The following is a 16,568-nucleotide window of genomic DNA, read 5'->3' on the forward strand; positions in this document are numbered from 1 at the left end:
TTAACCTGATTTCAAAACGATCTTCCGGCTTCCTCTTCTTGGGAGAGGAGCGGGGAGAAGCTTTTAAATAAAACAACATGAGTTTATACGAAGGTGCGGTTAAGAAACCGATTATGACCTCCCTCTGCTTTCTGGCAGTGGTGATTTTTGGTCTTTTCTCTTTGTCCAAGTTACCTATCGACTTGTATCCGGACATTGACACGAATACAATCATGGTAATGACCGCTTATCCCGGAGCAAGTGCTTCGGATATAGAAAATAATGTGACTCGCCCGCTCGAAAATACGTTGAATGCGGTGAGCAACCTGAAACATATCACCTCCCGTTCTTCCGAGAATATGTCATTAATTACATTGGAGTTCGAGTTTGGTAACGATATTGACGTTCTCACCAATGATGTGCGCGATAAACTCGACATGGTAAGCTCACAGCTTCCTGATGATGTCGAGAATCCGATCATCTTCAAATTTAGTACGGACATGATTCCGATCGTGTTACTTTCCGTACAGGCCAATGAGAGTCAGTCAGCGCTTTATAAGATATTGGACGACCGTGTGGTAAATCCGCTGGCACGTATTCCGGGAGTCGGAACCGTCTCCATCAGTGGTGCACCGCAACGTGAGATTCAGGTATATTGCGACCCCAACAAACTGGAAGCCTATCACCTGACTATTGAAACAATCAGCTCCATTATCGGAGCCGAGAATAAGAACATTCCCGGTGGTAACTTCGATATTGGTAGCGAAACCTATGCACTGCGTGTAGAAGGTGAGTTTGATGATTCCCGTCAGTTGGCAGATGTAGTGGTGGGTACACACAATGGGGCGAATGTCTTTTTGCGTGATGTAGCCCGTATTGTCGATACCGTGGAAGAACGTGCACAGGAAACCTATAATAATGGTGTGCAAGGTGCTATGATTGTAGTTCAGAAACAGTCGGGAGCCAATTCGGTAGAAATCTCCAAGAAAGTGGCCGACGCGCTGCCGAGGCTTCAAAAGAACCTGCCGAGCGACGTGAAGATTGGTGTCATTGTCGATACCTCGGACAACATTTTGAACACCATCGACAGTTTGACGGAAACCGTTGTTTATGCCTTGCTCTTTGTTGTCATCGTCGTGTTCCTCTTCCTGGGACGTTGGCGTGCGACGCTGATTATCTGTATCACTATTCCGCTTTCGTTGATTGCTTCGTTCATTTACTTGGCGATTAGTGGAAATACGATTAATATTATTTCGCTTTCGTCACTTTCTATTGCTATCGGTATGGTGGTGGATGATGCGATTGTGGTACTTGAAAACGTAACGACCCATATCGAGCGTGGCTCCGATCCGAAACAGGCAGCCGTGCACGGAACAAATGAGGTGGCAATCTCTGTAATTGCTTCTACGTTGACCATGATTGCCGTGTTCTTCCCGTTGACGATGGTAAGCGGTATGTCCGGTGTGCTTTTCAAACAGTTGGGTTGGATGATGTGTGCCATCATGTTTATTTCTACGGTCGCCGCACTATCTTTGACTCCGATGCTCTGTTCTCAGTTACTTCGCTTGCAGAAGAAACCATCGAAAATGTTCAAGCTCTTCTTTACTCCGATTGAGAAAGCGCTCGACGGACTTGATACTTGGTATGCGAAGATGTTGAACTGGGCTGTACGTCATCGTCCGATTGTGATTGTGGGATGTATTGCTTTCTTCGTTGTCAGTTTGCTGTGTGCAAAGGGCATCGGTACGGAGTTCTTCCCGGCACAGGATAATGCCCGTATTGCCGTACAGTTGGAACTTCCAATCGGTACACGAAAAGAGATAGCGCAGGAATTATCTCAGAAGTTAACCAACCAATGGCTGACGAAGTATAAAGACATAATGAAAGTCTGTAACTATACAGTCGGTCAGGCTGATTCTGACAACACTTGGGCATCCATGCAGGACAATGGCTCACATATAATCTCGTTCAACATCAGTTTGGTAGACCCGGGTGATCGTGACATCACTTTGGAAGCAGTCTGTGATGAGATGCGTGAAGATTTGAAAGCCTATCCGGAATTCAGTAAAGCACAGGTAATCCTCGGAGGTAGTAACACGGGTATGTCCGCGCAGGCAAGTGCCGACTTTGAGGTTTACGGATACGATATGACAGTAACCGATAGCGTAGCAGCCCGTCTGAAACGTGAATTATTGAAAGTAAAAGGCGTGACCGAGGTAAATATCAGCCGTAGTGACTACCAACCGGAATATCAGGTAGACTTCGACCGTGAAAAACTGGCGATGCATGGCTTGAATCTTTCAACTGCTGGTAACTATCTGCGTAACCGTGTCAATGGTGCGGTAGCATCTAAATATCGTGAGGACGGAGATGAATATGATATCAAAGTGCGTTACGCACCTGAATACCGTACAAGCCTGGAGAGTCTCGAAAATATCCTCATTTACAATGCACAGGGACAATCCGTTCGTGTGAAAGACGTCGGAAAGGTAGTCGAACGTTTTGCACCTCCTACCATCGAACGTAAAGACCGCGAACGTATCGTGACCGTTTCCGCTGTAATCTCCGGAGCTCCGCTGGGCGACGTAGTGGCTGCCGGAAATAAGGTGATAGATAAAATGGATCTTCCGGGAGAAGTCACCATTCAGATTTCCGGTTCGTACGAAGATCAGCAGGATTCATTCCGCGATTTGGGAACACTTGCCATCCTGATTGTTGTTCTGGTATTTATCGTGATGGCAGCGCAGTTCGAGTCACTGACTTATCCGTTTATCATCATGTTCTCCCTGCCGTTTGCGTTTAGTGGTGTCTTGATGGCACTATTCTTTACGAACAGCACATTGAGTGTCATGAGTTTATTGGGAGGTATCATGTTGATTGGTATTGTGGTGAAGAACGGTATTGTGCTTATTGACTACATTACCCTTTGTCGAGAACGTGGATTGGCTGTTTTGAACTCTGTGGTAACAGCAGGTAAGAGCCGTCTTCGTCCGGTACTGATGACCACCGCTACTACCGTTCTCGGTATGATTCCGATGGCTATCGGTGGCGGTCAAGGTTCGGAAATGTGGAGTCCGATGGCAATTGCCGTAATCGGTGGTTTGACGATATCTACTGTTTTGACATTGATTTTGATTCCTACTCTATATTGTGTATTCGCGGGAACTGGTATCAAGAACCGTCGTCGTAAACTCCGCCGTCAACGTGAATTGGACGTTTATTTCCAGGCGAATAAAGATAACATTATTAAGAAATAACAGAAAAGAAATATGAAATCAGTATTGATAACATTCGACCAGGCTTATTACGAACGAATCATGGCGTTGCTCGACCGTTTGGGTTGTCGTGGCTTTACATACCTTGAAAAAGTACAGGGACGTGGTTCGAAAACAGGCGATCCGCATTTCGGAAGCCATGCCTGGCCAAGTATGTGCTCGGCTATCCTGACAGTGGTAGAAGATAACAAAGTCGATTCATTGCTCGACACCTTGCATAAAATGGATTTGCAGACGGAACAATTAGGTTTGCGTGCATTTGTGTGGAACATTGAACGGACCATTTAAATGTGATCCGGTAGATAGATAAAAAGGAAAGGAGAATCTAATAAATAATGTAGATTCTCCTTTCTTTTTGTGGCTTTTGTCTATCTTTGCGGTCGTTTGGGATTTTAGAAACATTATGGAGATAATAAAGAATTATTTGAAATATTCGTTGTGGTTCGTACTGATTGTATTTGCAGCCTTACTCGGGCTTCATTGGCTTCCGGTACTGACCATTGACGGGCACACGATGAGGCGTGTAGACCTTTTGAGCGACCTTCGTTATCCGGAATCGGAGATTGCCACAGCTGATTCGGACAGTATCCCTTTGCCTCCAGTTGTAAAGCCGGTCTTTGTAGATACTTGTCGTGCAGGTATGACTTGCATTGAAGATTACAGTGATTCCACCCTCCGGGGGATGGCTCCTTTTTATGAAGCACTCAATCGTATCTCTTCCAGTGATTCAGATGACTCTGATGACAAACAGGTACGCATTGCCGTATTCGGAGACTCCTTTATCGAAGCGGATATATTTACGGCCGACTTGCGCGAAATGCTTCAGAAACAATTCGGCGGTTGCGGTGTAGGTTTTGTTACCATCACCTCCATGACAAGCGGTTACCGCCCTACAGTACGGCATACATTTGGCGGATGGTCCAGCCATGCAGTAACAGACAGCGTCTATTTTGACAAGAAGAAACAAGGCATATCCGGTCACTATTTCGTTCCCCGGAATGGAGCTTATGTAGAATTGCGCGGGCAAAATAAATATGCCTCCCTGCTTGATACTTGCCAGCGTGCCTCCATTTTCTTTTATAATAAGGATTCTGTACTTCTTTCTGCCCGTGTGAACAAAGGGGAAAGCAAAAATTATTCATTAGGTCCTTCCGATGGATTACAACAAGTTCAGGTGGACGGACGCATCGGTTCTATCCGTTGGACAGTAGATCGTGCGGACTCTACCCTGTTCTATGGCTTGGCAATGGATGGAAAGAAAGGAATTATTCTCGATAACTTCTCGTTACGTGGCAGTTCTGGTCTTTCTCTGCGTGGTATTCCGGTACAAATGCTGAAGCAGTTTAACCGCCAGCGTCCTTACGACCTGATTATCCTCGAATATGGCCTGAATGTAGCTACCGAACGAGGACGCAATTATGATAATTACCAGAAAGGATTGATTACTGCTATCGAGCATCTGAAAGAATGTTTCCCACAAGCGGGAATCCTACTGTTGAGCGTCGGCGACCGTGATTATAAAAACGAGAACGGTGAACTTCGCACTATGCCCGGTGTTAAGAATCTGATTCGTTATCAGCAAAATATTGCGGCCGAAAGTAATATTGCTTTTTGGAATATGTTTGAAGCCATGGGGGGAGACGGAAGTATGGCAAAACTGGTTCATGCTAAACCTTCTATGGCAAACTACGATTATACACATATAAACTTCCGAGGCGGCAAGCATTTGGCGGGACTGCTTTATGAAACCATGATTTATGGTAAGGAACAATACGACAGGAGGCGTGCTTATGAGAAAGAATAACCAGTTGTCGATCTTTATTCTTATTCTCACCGGTATGTTAAGTACCCTTTGTTTACTTACAGAAGCAATCGCACAAGACCGTATGCCTATATGTCCTCCATTAGGGAAGACTACAAAGCTGATAAAGCCCTTACGGGAAATGAACTGGGCGAATGATACGATTGCTGTACAAATAGCCTTTCCTTCAGCCTTCCGCGAAACTGGGCGGAATGAGATTCTTGATAGTATTGCTCTGCTAGCTCCCGTCTTTGAACATCTCCGCCAAGTGCGTGCCGGACTTTCTGAAGATACAGTCCGCATCTTTCATATTGGCGACAGTCATGTACGTGGACATATCTACCCTCAAACCACTGGTACCCGTTTGACAGAAACTTTCGGTGCTGTTTCTTATATAGATAAAGGCGTCAACGGAGCTACGTGCCTTACATTTACCCATCCGGATCGTATTGCTGAAATCGCCTCCTTGAAGCCCGAACTATTGATTCTCTCTTTCGGAACCAATGAAAGCCATAACCGGCGTTATAATATAAATGCCCATTACAATCAGATGGATGAACTTGTGAAACTGTTGCGCGACAGTCTTCCTAACATCCCCATTCTTCTGACTACCCCTCCCGGTTCCTATGAAAGTTTCCGGCAACGGAGGCGTAGACGCACGTATGCCATCAATCCCCGTACGGCAACAGCAGCGGAAACCATCCGCCGTTATGCAAAAGACCATCGCTTGCTCGTGTGGGATATGTACGATGTCGTCGGAGGAAAGCGTCGTGCCTGCACGAACTGGACGGATGCAAAGCTGATGCGTCCCGATCATGTACATTATTTACCTGAAGGATACATCCTGCAAGGAAATTTATTATACCAAGCACTTATCAAAGCATATAATGACTATGTTTCCCATTGATATAGATTTCAGTAGACTGAAAGAGGTACTTACCTACGATCCGCAAGCGCCGATGATATTCAGCAGTGGCATCTTCCTTTGGTTGTTCGCTGCTTTCATGGTAGTGTATGTGTTGTTACAACGTAAATATACTGCCCGTATCTTGTTTGTTACCCTCTTCTCCTACTATTTTTACTATAAGAGTAGCGGTACTTATTTTTTCCTGCTTGCCATAGTCACTGTTGCCGACTTCTTGCTTGCGCAACTTATGGAGCATACCCAAGGACATTGGAAGCGTAAAGGATTGGTAACTTTGAGTCTGGGTATTAATCTAGGACTTCTTGTCTATTTCAAATATACCAATTTCCTGGGTGGAGTGATAGCGTCATTGATGGGAGGAGAATTTACCGCTCTTGATATATTCCTGCCGGTCGGTATCTCCTTCTTTACTTTCCAGTCGCTAAGCTACACCATCGACGTTTATCGGAGAGACATAAAGCCATTGACGAATCTTTTGGACTATGCTTTCTACGTATCTTTCTTTCCCCAGTTGGTGGCGGGACCTATCGTGCGTGCCCGCGACTTTATCCCGCAAATCCGGAAACCTCTCTTTGTCTCGCAGGAGATGTTCGGCCGCGGAATCTTTCTGATCGTATCCGGTCTTTTCAAGAAAGCCATTATCTCCGATTATATCAGTATAAACTTTGTAGAACGTATTTTTGATAATCCTACTCTCTATTCCGGTGTTGAGAACCTGATGGGAGTCTATGGTTATGCTTTGCAGATTTACTGTGACTTTTCCGGATATAGCGACATGGCTATCGGTATCGCCTTATTGTTAGGTTTCCATTTCAATCTCAACTTTAATTCGCCTTATAAGTCTGCCTCTATTACTGAATTTTGGCATCGTTGGCACATCTCTTTATCCAGTTGGTTGCGAGATTATCTGTATATCTCTTTAGGCGGAAACCGGAAAGGTAAGTTCCGGCAATATCTGAATCTTATCATTACCATGTTTTTGGGTGGATTGTGGCATGGTGCCTCCTGGAACTTCGTTCTTTGGGGAACTTTTCATGGAGTAGCCTTGGCAATCCATAAAATGTGGATGTCTATCACCGGGCGTAAGAAAGGAGAGGAAAGTCACGGTTGGCGTCATGTGTTTGGAGTAATTATCACTTTCCATTTTGTCTGCTTCTGCTGGATATTCTTCCGCAATGCCGATTTCCAGAATTCAATGGATATGTTGGGACAGATATTCACCACTTTCCGTCCGCAACTGTTCCCGCAATTACTAGAAGGATATTGGAAAGTGTTTGCGTTGATGTTGCTTGGCTTCCTGCTTCATTTTGCTCCCGATAGTTGGGAAAATGCAGTTTGTCGAGGCGTTATTCGTTTGCCGTTCCTAGGAAAGGCAGTATTGATGGTCGCTTTGATTTACCTGGTTATTCAGATAAAGAGTTCGGAAATTCAGCCGTTTATTTATTTCCAGTTTTAAAGTCTTTTTCACATCGGGGAATAAATAGTTCTGATGCACGAAACAAAATCTTCCTCTAGGGAGGGTGGATTGGTTAATGTAGGACAAACTAGTCATTTTGTTGATTAATAGGGATACTATTCAGTATATTTTTTCTTTCTTTGCAAAGGAAAAAATCATTAATCAAATGGATAATTCATTCACTTATCAACCGGCAGCCGACCGTTATGAACGTATGCAGTATAAATATTGCGGTAAGAGCGGCTTGCAGTTACCTCTTATTTCTTTGGGCTTGTGGCACAACTTTGGTAGTGTGGACAACTTCACCGTGGCAACCGATATGATAAAGTATGCTTTTGACCACGGTATCACTCATTTCGATTTGGCGAATAACTACGGTCCTGTTCCGGGAAGTGCGGAAACCAACTTCGGACGTATTTTGAAAGAAAATTTCCAAGGTTATCGGGATGAGATGATTATCTCTTCCAAAGCCGGACATGAAATGTGGGCGGGCCCTTACGGTGGCAATAGTTCCCGTAAGAATCTGATGGCAAGTATCGACCAGAGTCTCCGTCGCACGGGATTGGAGTATTTCGATATTTTTTATAGCCATCGCTATGACGGTGTTACTTCGGTGGAAGAGACCATCCAAACATTGATTGACATCGTGAAGCAAGGGAAAGCCCTCTATATCGGAATCTCCAAATATCCGCCCGCACAGGCGCGTATAGCCTATGAGATGATGGCGAAAGCCGGAGTCCCTTGTCTCATCAGCCAATATCGGTATAGTATGTTTGACCGTGCGGTTGAGGCTGAAACGATTCCTTTGGCATCAGAATACGGTTCCGGTTTGATTGCTTTTTCTCCCTTGTCGCAAGGACTATTGACGGATAAGTACCTGAACGGCATCCCGGAAGGTTCACGAGCCGCACGCTCTTCCGGTTTCCTTCAACGTTCGCAGGTCACTCCCGAAAGGGTGGCAGCTGCCCGGCAGTTGAATGAAATCGCCCGCCGCCGCGGACAAACACTAGCTGAAATGGCATTGGCATGGGTGCTGAAGGACGAACGGATGACATCGGTGATAGTGGGGGCAAGTTCTGTGAATCAGTTGGCAGACAACTTGAACGTATTGGGGCATTTGGAGTTTACGGCCGCCGAATTGAAGGAGATAGAAGATGTTTTGCTTCAATAAGTAGCGGGGCAGATAGCCAAGAACGTGACGAGTTGGCGTGCCGTTATATGTTGCCGAAGAAAACGGATAATGCTGTTTTTGCGGTTTTTCACAGTGCCCACGCTGCATTGCAGTTGAATGGCTATTTCCTCGTTTTTTAGTCCCTGTTCAAAACTAAGAGAGAAAACCGTGCGCAGCTCGTCGGGTAAATGCTCAATGGCATCGTAGAGCAAATCAAGTGTTTCTTGCTCTATGATAGAATCGCTTAAATCGACAGACAAGTCGTCAAATGCCGACAGGTAGTTTTGATGACTGTTGCCTTTGCGCAAAACCGATATGGCAGCGTTGTGTATGGAATTGTAGAGGTAAGTTTTTAAATGACCGGCAGAGTGGAACGATTTGCGTAAAGTATAGGTGCTGTAGACAGAGTCTTGCACGCAATCTTCTGATAGAAACGCAAAGTCGGCTCCCAAACAGCGAGAAGCATACAATATGAGGGAAGGGTAGACTTGTTTGTAGAAACAATCTATCTTTCCTTGCTTGAAATCATTGAAAATTTCTTCTGTAAGAATCACGTTGTTTGGCTTAAATTCATTGCAAATGTAATGAAATGATTGGCAAATCAAAAAGAAAATAAAAAAATATGGGCGTATTGTTGTCTTTTTAATATCTCAGTGCGTATAAGGTGTATGACTTCGCAAAGAAGTATATTCTTTAATTATACTAATAAGAGATAATATGAGAACTACAAAGTATGCTTTCGCGGCACTGTTGTTTGTTATGGGAACACAGGCTCATGCACAGTTGCTAAAAGGAATGGTTAAAGGCGAAAAGGTGGAGGATGCCGTCATTTCTTATTCCCCCGATGGATATGCAGTCAATGCACAAGTGATTGACTTGGGAATAAAAGAGGATGGCTCTTTTGTTTTTGATATGGATTTTAACGGTGATGAAACAGACGTGGAAGTCCTGTTGGGTGATAATATGCTGGGTGCCCATCTTGCAAAAGGAAAAACGCTTGTGATGGACATTCAAAAAACGGATGGGGGATATGAGGTGCAGTTTAAAGGAGATGAGGCCCGATTGAGCTCTTTTGTTAATATGATGAAGCAGGCTTATGATGGAATGCGCTATTGGTCGCCCGATCCCTCGACAGAAAAGAGCAATGCTGAATATAGGGCTCTATTGGAAAAAGAGAATAAGAAGGTGAAGGAGCTGTTGCCAACCCTTAAAGATAAAAAGCAGCAAACCTATTATGCTAAACTGGCCGATTATAATTATAGATGGTGCAAGCTGCGCCTTATTATGGATGAATATGGTGGAAGAAAGGATGCAGACTATCGGAAAGATGCAGACTTTAAGGTGACTCTTGCCGATATTGATGTGAACGACCCCATTGCTTATCAAACCAACTTGTCGCTTACCAAAGTTTTTGCTTCTACTACCTGTGCGCAGGATGCGAGCGAAAAGTTCTGTCGTGAAGTGATGAAGTTAATAGACGATGAGGTGACACTGCCCAGTCTACGCTCTACGATGGTGATGATGATAGGACAGCAATACCTGATGTCTGGGGAGGCACATGAAAACCACGAAGCTTTTATCAATGATTTGAAGGCTTGGGCTGGGAAAGACGCACCGATGCTTGACACTATGATACAGCAATTTCTCGATAAAATAAAGTCGCAAAAAGAAATGGTTTCGGGCACGAAAGTTCCCGACATCACTCTCACCGATGCGCAAGGGAAAAACGTTCGGCTTAGCGAACTGCTTCAGTCTAAATTTACGTATATTGATGTCTGGGCAACTTGGTGCGGACCTTGTAAGCGGGAAATTCCGTTTGTGGCCAAACTGGTTGAGAAATACAAGGGTGCCGACAATATTCAGTTTCTTTCCATCTCTGTAGATGAGAATGTTGATGCTTGGAAGAAGATGATTGAGGCTGACAAACCCGCATGGCCTCAATTCAACATTAACGGTGCAGTGAATGCGGAGTTCTCGAAACAGTGGGGCATCACGGGAATCCCTCGTTTCATTATGATAGATGAGAAGGGAAACATTTTCAATGCAGATGCGCCCCGTCCCTCAAACGAAGAAACTTCGGCAATTCTTGATAAAGTGGTAGGTGGAAAGTAAACTCGGAATAGATATGGAGCAATCTGAATACATCGCAAAGCTGATTTATCGCCACCTGGTGGGCGATTTGTCAGAAGAGGAGCAGAAAACACTGGATGACTGGATAGCCGCCAATCCTTCTCATCGAACTCTTTATGAACGACTGCTCAACGAAGATTATCTGAAACAGCAATATAACCGTCGCCGTGCCATAAACTATCATCGGCCTATGAAGGCCATGAAAGCACGCATCCTGGTAGAACGTAGTGACAATAAAATGACAAAAGCTCTTGGTGGACGAAAGGCAATGTTATCGCTTATTGGTGTTGCTGCCGTTGTGTTACTTGTTTTCTGTTCTATCAGATTTATTCGCCTGCAAGAGCCGCAACACCCCAAAAAGGTGTTGGCTCAAGTGGAATCCGTGGAGATACAGCACGGAATCACGCAAGCCATTCTTACAACCGACGCAGGAGATACACTTTGCTTGAACAAGAATGTGTCTGAACCGAAGCTGGCAAAAGTGGAAGGCAGTGAGGACATTCACGTAAAGAGTCTTGCCACACTGCGAGGAGGTGAATTCAAGGTGACTCTTGAGGATGGGACGGAGGTGTGGCTCAATGCTGAGTCGCGGCTGATATATCCAGAAACTTTTGGCGAAGGCGACCGTCGTGTGGAAGTGGAAGGGGAGGCTTATTTTAAAGTGGCTAAAGACGAGCTGCATCCGTTTTATGTGGAGACTGCCGGACAGTTGGTGCGTGTGGTTGGCACGGAATTCGACATTCACTCCTATCCCGAAGATGCGGAGGTCACCACTACGCTTGTCTCAGGATCGATAGCCCTGAAGCCTGCGCAAAGCAATGGCGCGGAGCTGACTCTTACTCCGGGGCACCAATCGCATTTTGACAAACAGTCGATGGCGGCAACGGTCAAGACCGTCGACACAGAGGTAGTGACCAGTTGGCGCAGTGGAAAGTTTGTCTTTGAGAATCAAACTTTCGAGCAGATTATGAAGACGTTGAGTCGCTGGTACGATTTCGACTATCGTTTCAGTAACGAAGAGTTGTCTCAAATGCAGTTCATGGGCAGTGTGCCCCGCTACGGAACTTTCTCCGAAGTGCTTCAAATCCTTGAAGCCAGTGGAGGCATTAAGTTCCGTCAAAAAGGAAAGACTATATTGATAAGCAAAAAGTAGGAACAGGCTGTTTTTGCTTTATCTAACAGAAACCCTTATACATTATTAATAATGCGAATCAGCAGTTGATAAACATCAGCCTTTTCGCTTGTTAAAATGTTATTATTCAGTTAATTATCTCATAAATTAATTTTCTAATCTCCTTGAAAATCAGTATATTAGAAGAATAAAACCACTCATTGTTCTAATTATGATTCCCAAGGAGAAAGAATTAAAACTTATAAAAATATATATGTATATCTGCGATGTTTACGAGTCTTCACTCAAGTTCTACTGCCAGAGGTTCAGTAATAACAATCATCCAATCTTTACCGATCAGGAACTGCTTACTGTATATCTGTTCTGTGGAGCTTATCAACAATACTTTAAAATCAAAGACATACATACCTTTACCAAGGAATACCTGCTTTCATGGTTCCCTGACTTGCCTTCTTACCAAACATTCAATTATAGATTGAATTTGATGCCGGAAGCAATCAGCGAACTGGTCAGGCAGTTAATCCATTCATTCAAACCTCAAGATTGTGACAGTATGAAATCATTAGTTGACTCGATGCCTATCATTACTTGCGCAGGAAAGAACAAAGTAGGAAAGGTCGCCACTGAGATTACTTCCAAAGGATATTGTTCGACAAAGAACATGTATTATTTCGGAATAAAACTCCATGCAGTGGCTTTCCGTAGAAAAGGAACTATACCTTTTCCTGAAATGCTCATACTTTCCGCTGCTGATGAAAATGACTCCACTGTATTCAAAAGAGAATGTGTGGGAAATCTGAACAATAGAGAAATATATGCCGATAAAATATATTCGGATATACCATTCTATAAAGAGACGAAAGAATGCAAAAAACTCGAGCTATTTACTCCTGTAAAAGCTATCAAAGGAGAATCACCTGAAATAACAAAAAGGGAGAAAGCGGCAAGAGACTTGTTTTCAACGGCAGTCTCAAAAGTCAGACAACCCATTGAAGCATTATTCAACTGGTTGAATGAAAAAACAAATATTCAAAGAGCGATGAAGGTCAGATCTACATCTGGACTTCTGGTACATACGATGGGAAAAATTGCCATCGCATTAATTACTCTAATTTTTAACTAAGGAATCAAATACTGATTCGCATTAATAACTAATTAGTGAAAGATTTATGAGATACAACCATTGCATTCAGTTTTGGGGAGTTCTTGTGTTGTTGCTCGTGCTGAATGTTCAGTTCGCAGTCGCACAAACCTATAGCGTGAAGTACAACGACCAAAGCGTTGAGCTAGTAATTCGTGACTTACGCAAACGTACAGGCTATGAGTTCGTTTATCAAAAACAAGTGATTGAGGAGGCTCCTCACATTACGGGCTATTTCAAAGACATGACATTGCAGCAGTTGCTCAACCGCATTTTTCTCAATGAGGCAAGTATTGACTACGAGATTGTGAAGCAGACCATCGTCTTGAAAAAGATGAATCCTGACGATGACTTTTATTTTAAAAGCAATGTGACCGGTATGGTGACCGACGAGAACGATGAGCCGTTGGTGGGCGTATCGGTGATGCAACGAAGTACAAAAAATGGTGTTGCTACCGATGTGGATGGCGCCTTCTCGCTTTTGGTGGAGGGGAAGAACCCTTCGGTAGAGGTGAGCTACGTGGGCTACAAGAAGAAGAATGTAACGATAAACCGCAAGATGCCTTTCTTTGTAGTAAAGCTACAGCCGGATGAAACTATTCTTGACGAGGTACTTGTGACGGGTTTCCAAAACATCAAGCGTGAGAGTGCGGTAGGAGCTTATCAGACTATTCATTCGAAAGATTTGGATGACTATTTTACAAACGACGTGGCTTCGCGTTTGGAGGGGAAGGTACCCGGGCTGGTGTCATACAACAATGGAAATGGGAAAAATGGCGAAGATGCGTTGGTAATCCGTGGCGCAGGGTCGTTTAATGCGCGTACCAGTCCGCTGGTCGTGGTAGACGGGCTTCCCATTGAGGGTTCGCTGGAAACGGTAAATTCCTATGATATTGAAACCATCAATGTGTTGAAAGATGCTTCGGCTGCCAGTATCTATGGTGCGCGGGCTTCAAATGGCGTGATTGTTATTACAACCAAGCGAGCGCACAAAGACAGAATCTCGGTAGATTTTAATGCCGATCTCACCATTTCCGAAAATCAAAGCTATAGCAACCGTCGATGGGCCAACGCTTCACAGTATCTTGATGTGGAGGAGGCCAACTTCAACTATGTGAGCAACGATGCCAATCTTTACAACGGACTTTTGGGACAGTATAATGCAAGACCTTCTGCGCTGTCGCCTGCTGCTCGGCTGATGTTGCGGCACAAATTGGGCGAAGTGAGCGATGCCCACTATGCTGCTACTATGAACCAGTGGCGGCAAAATGATTACCGCCGTGAGTGGCAGGATGCTATGGAACGGCAGCAGATACAGCATCAGTATAATTTAGCCTTTCGCACACAAGGTAAGCGCATCAACTCGAACATTGTGCTCAACTATACAGGTGATAATCTGGGACGTGTGAATGAAAGCAAGAACTCTTTTAGGGCTAGCTATAACGGAGAAATGGATGTGACCAAATGGCTCGACCTCTCTTTTGGGGTAAATCTTATTAGTGAGCGTTCAAAAACGCATGCTTCGGGTGCAAACCTTTATAACGACATCAACAGCTTTGCACCTTATATGAGTATGCGTAATGCCGATGGATCGGTAGCTGCTATGGAGGCAGCCACTTATCTTGGTGAGGAGTCGCTCGGCAACTCGTCGTTAGGACTGAAGGATGAAAGCTATAATTTGCTCAATGAGACGAACCTGAATTTTAGTCGTGAACGTCGTAACAACATCCGCTCCTATGTGCATGCTTCTTTCCACATTCTGCCCGAATTGGTTCTGTCTACCAAGTTTCAATATGAAGACATCATCTACAAAGACGAAACCTATTTGGAGGGACAGAGTTACTATATGCGCCACCTCTACAACCTTGCCACAAGCGATGGCGTGCATCATTTGCCCGAAGGCGGTATGCTCTCTACCAACAACCAAAATGGCGATTATTACACTTTTCGTGTGCAGGGCAACTATGCAAGGACTTTTGCCGAAAAGCATGCGGTAGAGGCAATTGTCGGCTTTGAATATCGCCAGACCCATAACCGTTATGCCAAAAACGTGCTCTTGGGATACGATGACCAAACGCAGACCAATATGAATCACCTTATCAACTTTTATGATTTAAACCAGTTGCAATCGAGTGATTTGGGCACTTCTTATTCACCTGCCGGTGCTTTGCCTTCCGAAGAAGATTTTAAGACGCAAGATGTCTTGCATCGTTTCTATTCGCTTTATGCCAATGCAAACTATACCTACGACTCGCGCTATGCCGCCCAGTTCAGCTATCGTGTAGACAAGACCGACCTTTTTGGCGCAGATCCAAAATATAGAGGACGTCCGCTTTGGTCGGCAGGTGCAAGCTGGAATCTACAGAACGAAGATTTCATGAAAGGTCTGAAGTGGATTGACGTATTGAAACTTCGCGCCAGCTATGGACTCACCGGAAACATAGACCAAAGCGTTTCTTCTTACCTGACTGCTGCCATTGCTGTCAACGATATCAACAGCAGTAAGGGAGCTACTCTCAACACACCGCCCAACGACCAGCTGCGCTGGGAAAAAACAGCTAGCTGGAATGTAGGGGTAGACTTTTCTTTCATCGGCAACAGACTTAGTGGTGGCATTGATTGGTATTATAAAAAGAGTACCGACTTGCTTTCGCTTACTGACATTGACCCTACAACGGGTTGGACTTCGCTCACCATCAACAACGGAAAAGCACGTAACACGGGTGTCGAACTTCAACTCAATGGTGTCATCCTGGATGCCAGAACCACTAACGACGTGGGATTGAATGTCTCCTTGGGTATTGCGCACAATAGTAACAAGATACTAAAGGTGGACCATGCTGCTTCATCGGGTTACGAGGCACTCAATACCATGCATCAAGGAGATCCGATAAATGCTCTTTATTCTTACCGCTTTGCCGGAATGCAGACTGATGAGAGTGGGGTGCAGGCTTATGGATGGTACGATGCAAAGGGGAATGTTCATGCAACCGACGTACAGAATGGTGAGTTTACCACTGCTGATGTTGTTTATTCGGGTTCGCTTGATCCAAAAATCAATATTACTTTCTCACCGGAAATTACGTGGAAGGGCTTCTCGCTTTCGGCTATGTTTGCTTACTATGGCGGACACGTGATGCGTGCCGCCATGGAAGATTGGACTTACGGTGGTTCACAATACGGATACGGCAACTTAGAAGAACCTATGCCTTCGGCATTTGCCAACTACTGGACGGCTACCGACAAAAACACAGGCATTGCTAACGGTTGTACCAGCTTGAGTACCATCGGAAATCCTTATTACATTGACCAAACGGTGGTGAAGGCCGACTTTATGAAGCTCCGTTACATCGTGCTGGGTTATAATTTCCCAAAGAAGATGTGCAAGAAACTTGGCATTGGCAGTATGCGTCTGCGCGCGCAAATGAACAATGTGGCCAAGTGGGTACGTAACGACTTAGGCATAGACCCCGAAGCCGTTGACCCCTATTCGGGCTATGCTATAGCTAAACCTCGTAAGAGTTATGTAATGAGTTTGAGTGTGAATTTTTAAAATAC

Annotated in this window: 11 protein-coding genes; 10 read left to right on the forward strand and 1 reads right to left on the reverse strand. The window is 44.6% G+C overall.

Annotated elements, in window-relative coordinates; translation table 11 throughout:
• Positions 1-77: 77 nt before the first annotated feature.
• The 6 genes from CJF29_RS02455 to CJF29_RS02480 all read left to right on the forward strand — a co-directional run bounded on the left by CJF29_RS02455 (position 78) and on the right by CJF29_RS02480 (position 8,607).
• Positions 78-3,236 carry an efflux RND transporter permease subunit gene (locus tag CJF29_RS02455; protein WP_004310863.1) on the forward strand — a complete coding sequence of 1,053 codons (3,159 nt, stop codon included), beginning with the start codon at positions 78-80 and terminating at the stop codon, positions 3,234-3,236.
• Positions 3,237-3,248: 12 nt separating this feature from the next.
• Positions 3,249-3,542 (forward strand): PG0541 family transporter-associated protein, encoded by a 294-nt coding sequence (locus tag CJF29_RS02460; protein ID WP_004307513.1) that lies wholly within the window; start codon positions 3,249-3,251, stop codon positions 3,540-3,542.
• Positions 3,543-3,657: 115 nt separating this feature from the next.
• Positions 3,658-5,058, forward strand: a complete 1,401-nt coding sequence (locus CJF29_RS02465) for an SGNH/GDSL hydrolase family protein (RefSeq protein WP_099145757.1) — start codon at positions 3,658-3,660, stop codon at positions 5,056-5,058.
• Positions 5,045-5,962 carry an SGNH/GDSL hydrolase family protein gene (locus CJF29_RS02470; RefSeq protein WP_099145758.1) on the forward strand — a complete coding sequence of 306 codons (918 nt, stop codon included), beginning with the start codon at positions 5,045-5,047 and terminating at the stop codon, positions 5,960-5,962. Before CJF29_RS02465 ends, CJF29_RS02470 begins: the two co-directional genes overlap by 14 nt.
• On the forward strand, positions 5,949-7,436 hold the full coding sequence (locus CJF29_RS02475; protein WP_099145759.1) for an MBOAT family O-acyltransferase: 1,488 nt from the start codon (positions 5,949-5,951) through the stop codon (positions 7,434-7,436). The genes CJF29_RS02470 and CJF29_RS02475 overlap by 14 nt, the downstream gene beginning before the upstream one ends.
• A 166-nt stretch (positions 7,437-7,602) precedes the next feature.
• Positions 7,603-8,607: an aldo/keto reductase gene (locus tag CJF29_RS02480; RefSeq protein ID WP_099145760.1), complete on the forward strand. Its 1,005-nt coding sequence runs from the start codon at positions 7,603-7,605 to the stop codon at positions 8,605-8,607.
• Here the strand turns inward: CJF29_RS02480 and CJF29_RS02485 are convergent.
• On the reverse strand, positions 8,601-9,161 hold the full coding sequence (locus CJF29_RS02485) for an RNA polymerase sigma factor (RefSeq protein WP_176553087.1): 561 nt from the start codon (positions 9,159-9,161) through the stop codon (positions 8,601-8,603). The two genes, CJF29_RS02480 and CJF29_RS02485, sit on opposite strands and share 7 nt — an antisense overlap.
• A gap of 163 nt (positions 9,162-9,324) precedes the next feature.
• On the opposite strand from CJF29_RS02485, the gene CJF29_RS02490 reads away from it, so the two are divergent.
• From CJF29_RS02490 to CJF29_RS02505, 4 genes are all read left to right on the forward strand, one after another.
• Positions 9,325-10,719 (forward strand): TlpA family protein disulfide reductase, encoded by a 1,395-nt coding sequence (locus tag CJF29_RS02490; protein ID WP_099145762.1) that lies wholly within the window; start codon positions 9,325-9,327, stop codon positions 10,717-10,719.
• Positions 10,720-10,732: 13 nt separating this feature from the next.
• A complete protein-coding gene (locus CJF29_RS02495) occupies positions 10,733-11,890 on the forward strand; it encodes a FecR family protein (protein ID WP_141561008.1) in 1,158 nt (385 codons plus the stop codon).
• Between the two features lie 232 nt (positions 11,891-12,122).
• Positions 12,123-12,992: a transposase gene (locus tag CJF29_RS02500; RefSeq protein ID WP_154289602.1), complete on the forward strand. Its 870-nt coding sequence runs from the start codon at positions 12,123-12,125 to the stop codon at positions 12,990-12,992.
• 46 nt (positions 12,993-13,038) lie between these two features.
• Entirely contained in the window at positions 13,039-16,563 is a 3,525-nt protein-coding gene (locus CJF29_RS02505; RefSeq protein WP_099147620.1) for a SusC/RagA family TonB-linked outer membrane protein, read from the forward strand.
• Positions 16,564-16,568: the final 5 nt, after the last annotated feature.

The organism is Bacteroides celer (genome assembly GCF_002632415.2).
Lineage (GTDB): Bacteria > Bacteroidota > Bacteroidia > Bacteroidales > Bacteroidaceae > Bacteroides.

What these genes read in the sequence shown, in the direction of transcription:
- CJF29_RS02470 (WP_099145758.1), top strand. Translation starts at nt 5,045, where the DNA reads ATGAGAAAGAATAACCAGTTGTCGATCTTTATTCTTATTCTCACCGGT.
- CJF29_RS02500 (WP_154289602.1), top strand. Translation starts at nt 12,123, where the DNA reads ATGTATATCTGCGATGTTTACGAGTCTTCACTCAAGTTCTACTGCCAG.
- CJF29_RS02480 (WP_099145760.1), top strand. Translation starts at nt 7,603, where the DNA reads ATGGATAATTCATTCACTTATCAACCGGCAGCCGACCGTTATGAACGT.
- CJF29_RS02455 (WP_004310863.1), top strand. Translation starts at nt 78, where the DNA reads ATGAGTTTATACGAAGGTGCGGTTAAGAAACCGATTATGACCTCCCTC.
- CJF29_RS02460 (WP_004307513.1), top strand. Translation starts at nt 3,249, where the DNA reads ATGAAATCAGTATTGATAACATTCGACCAGGCTTATTACGAACGAATC.
- CJF29_RS02505 (WP_099147620.1), top strand. Translation starts at nt 13,039, where the DNA reads ATGAGATACAACCATTGCATTCAGTTTTGGGGAGTTCTTGTGTTGTTG.
- CJF29_RS02495 (WP_141561008.1), top strand. Translation starts at nt 10,733, where the DNA reads ATGGAGCAATCTGAATACATCGCAAAGCTGATTTATCGCCACCTGGTG.
- CJF29_RS02490 (WP_099145762.1), top strand. Translation starts at nt 9,325, where the DNA reads ATGAGAACTACAAAGTATGCTTTCGCGGCACTGTTGTTTGTTATGGGA.
- CJF29_RS02475 (WP_099145759.1), top strand. Translation starts at nt 5,949, where the DNA reads ATGTTTCCCATTGATATAGATTTCAGTAGACTGAAAGAGGTACTTACC.
- CJF29_RS02465 (WP_099145757.1), top strand. Translation starts at nt 3,658, where the DNA reads ATGGAGATAATAAAGAATTATTTGAAATATTCGTTGTGGTTCGTACTG.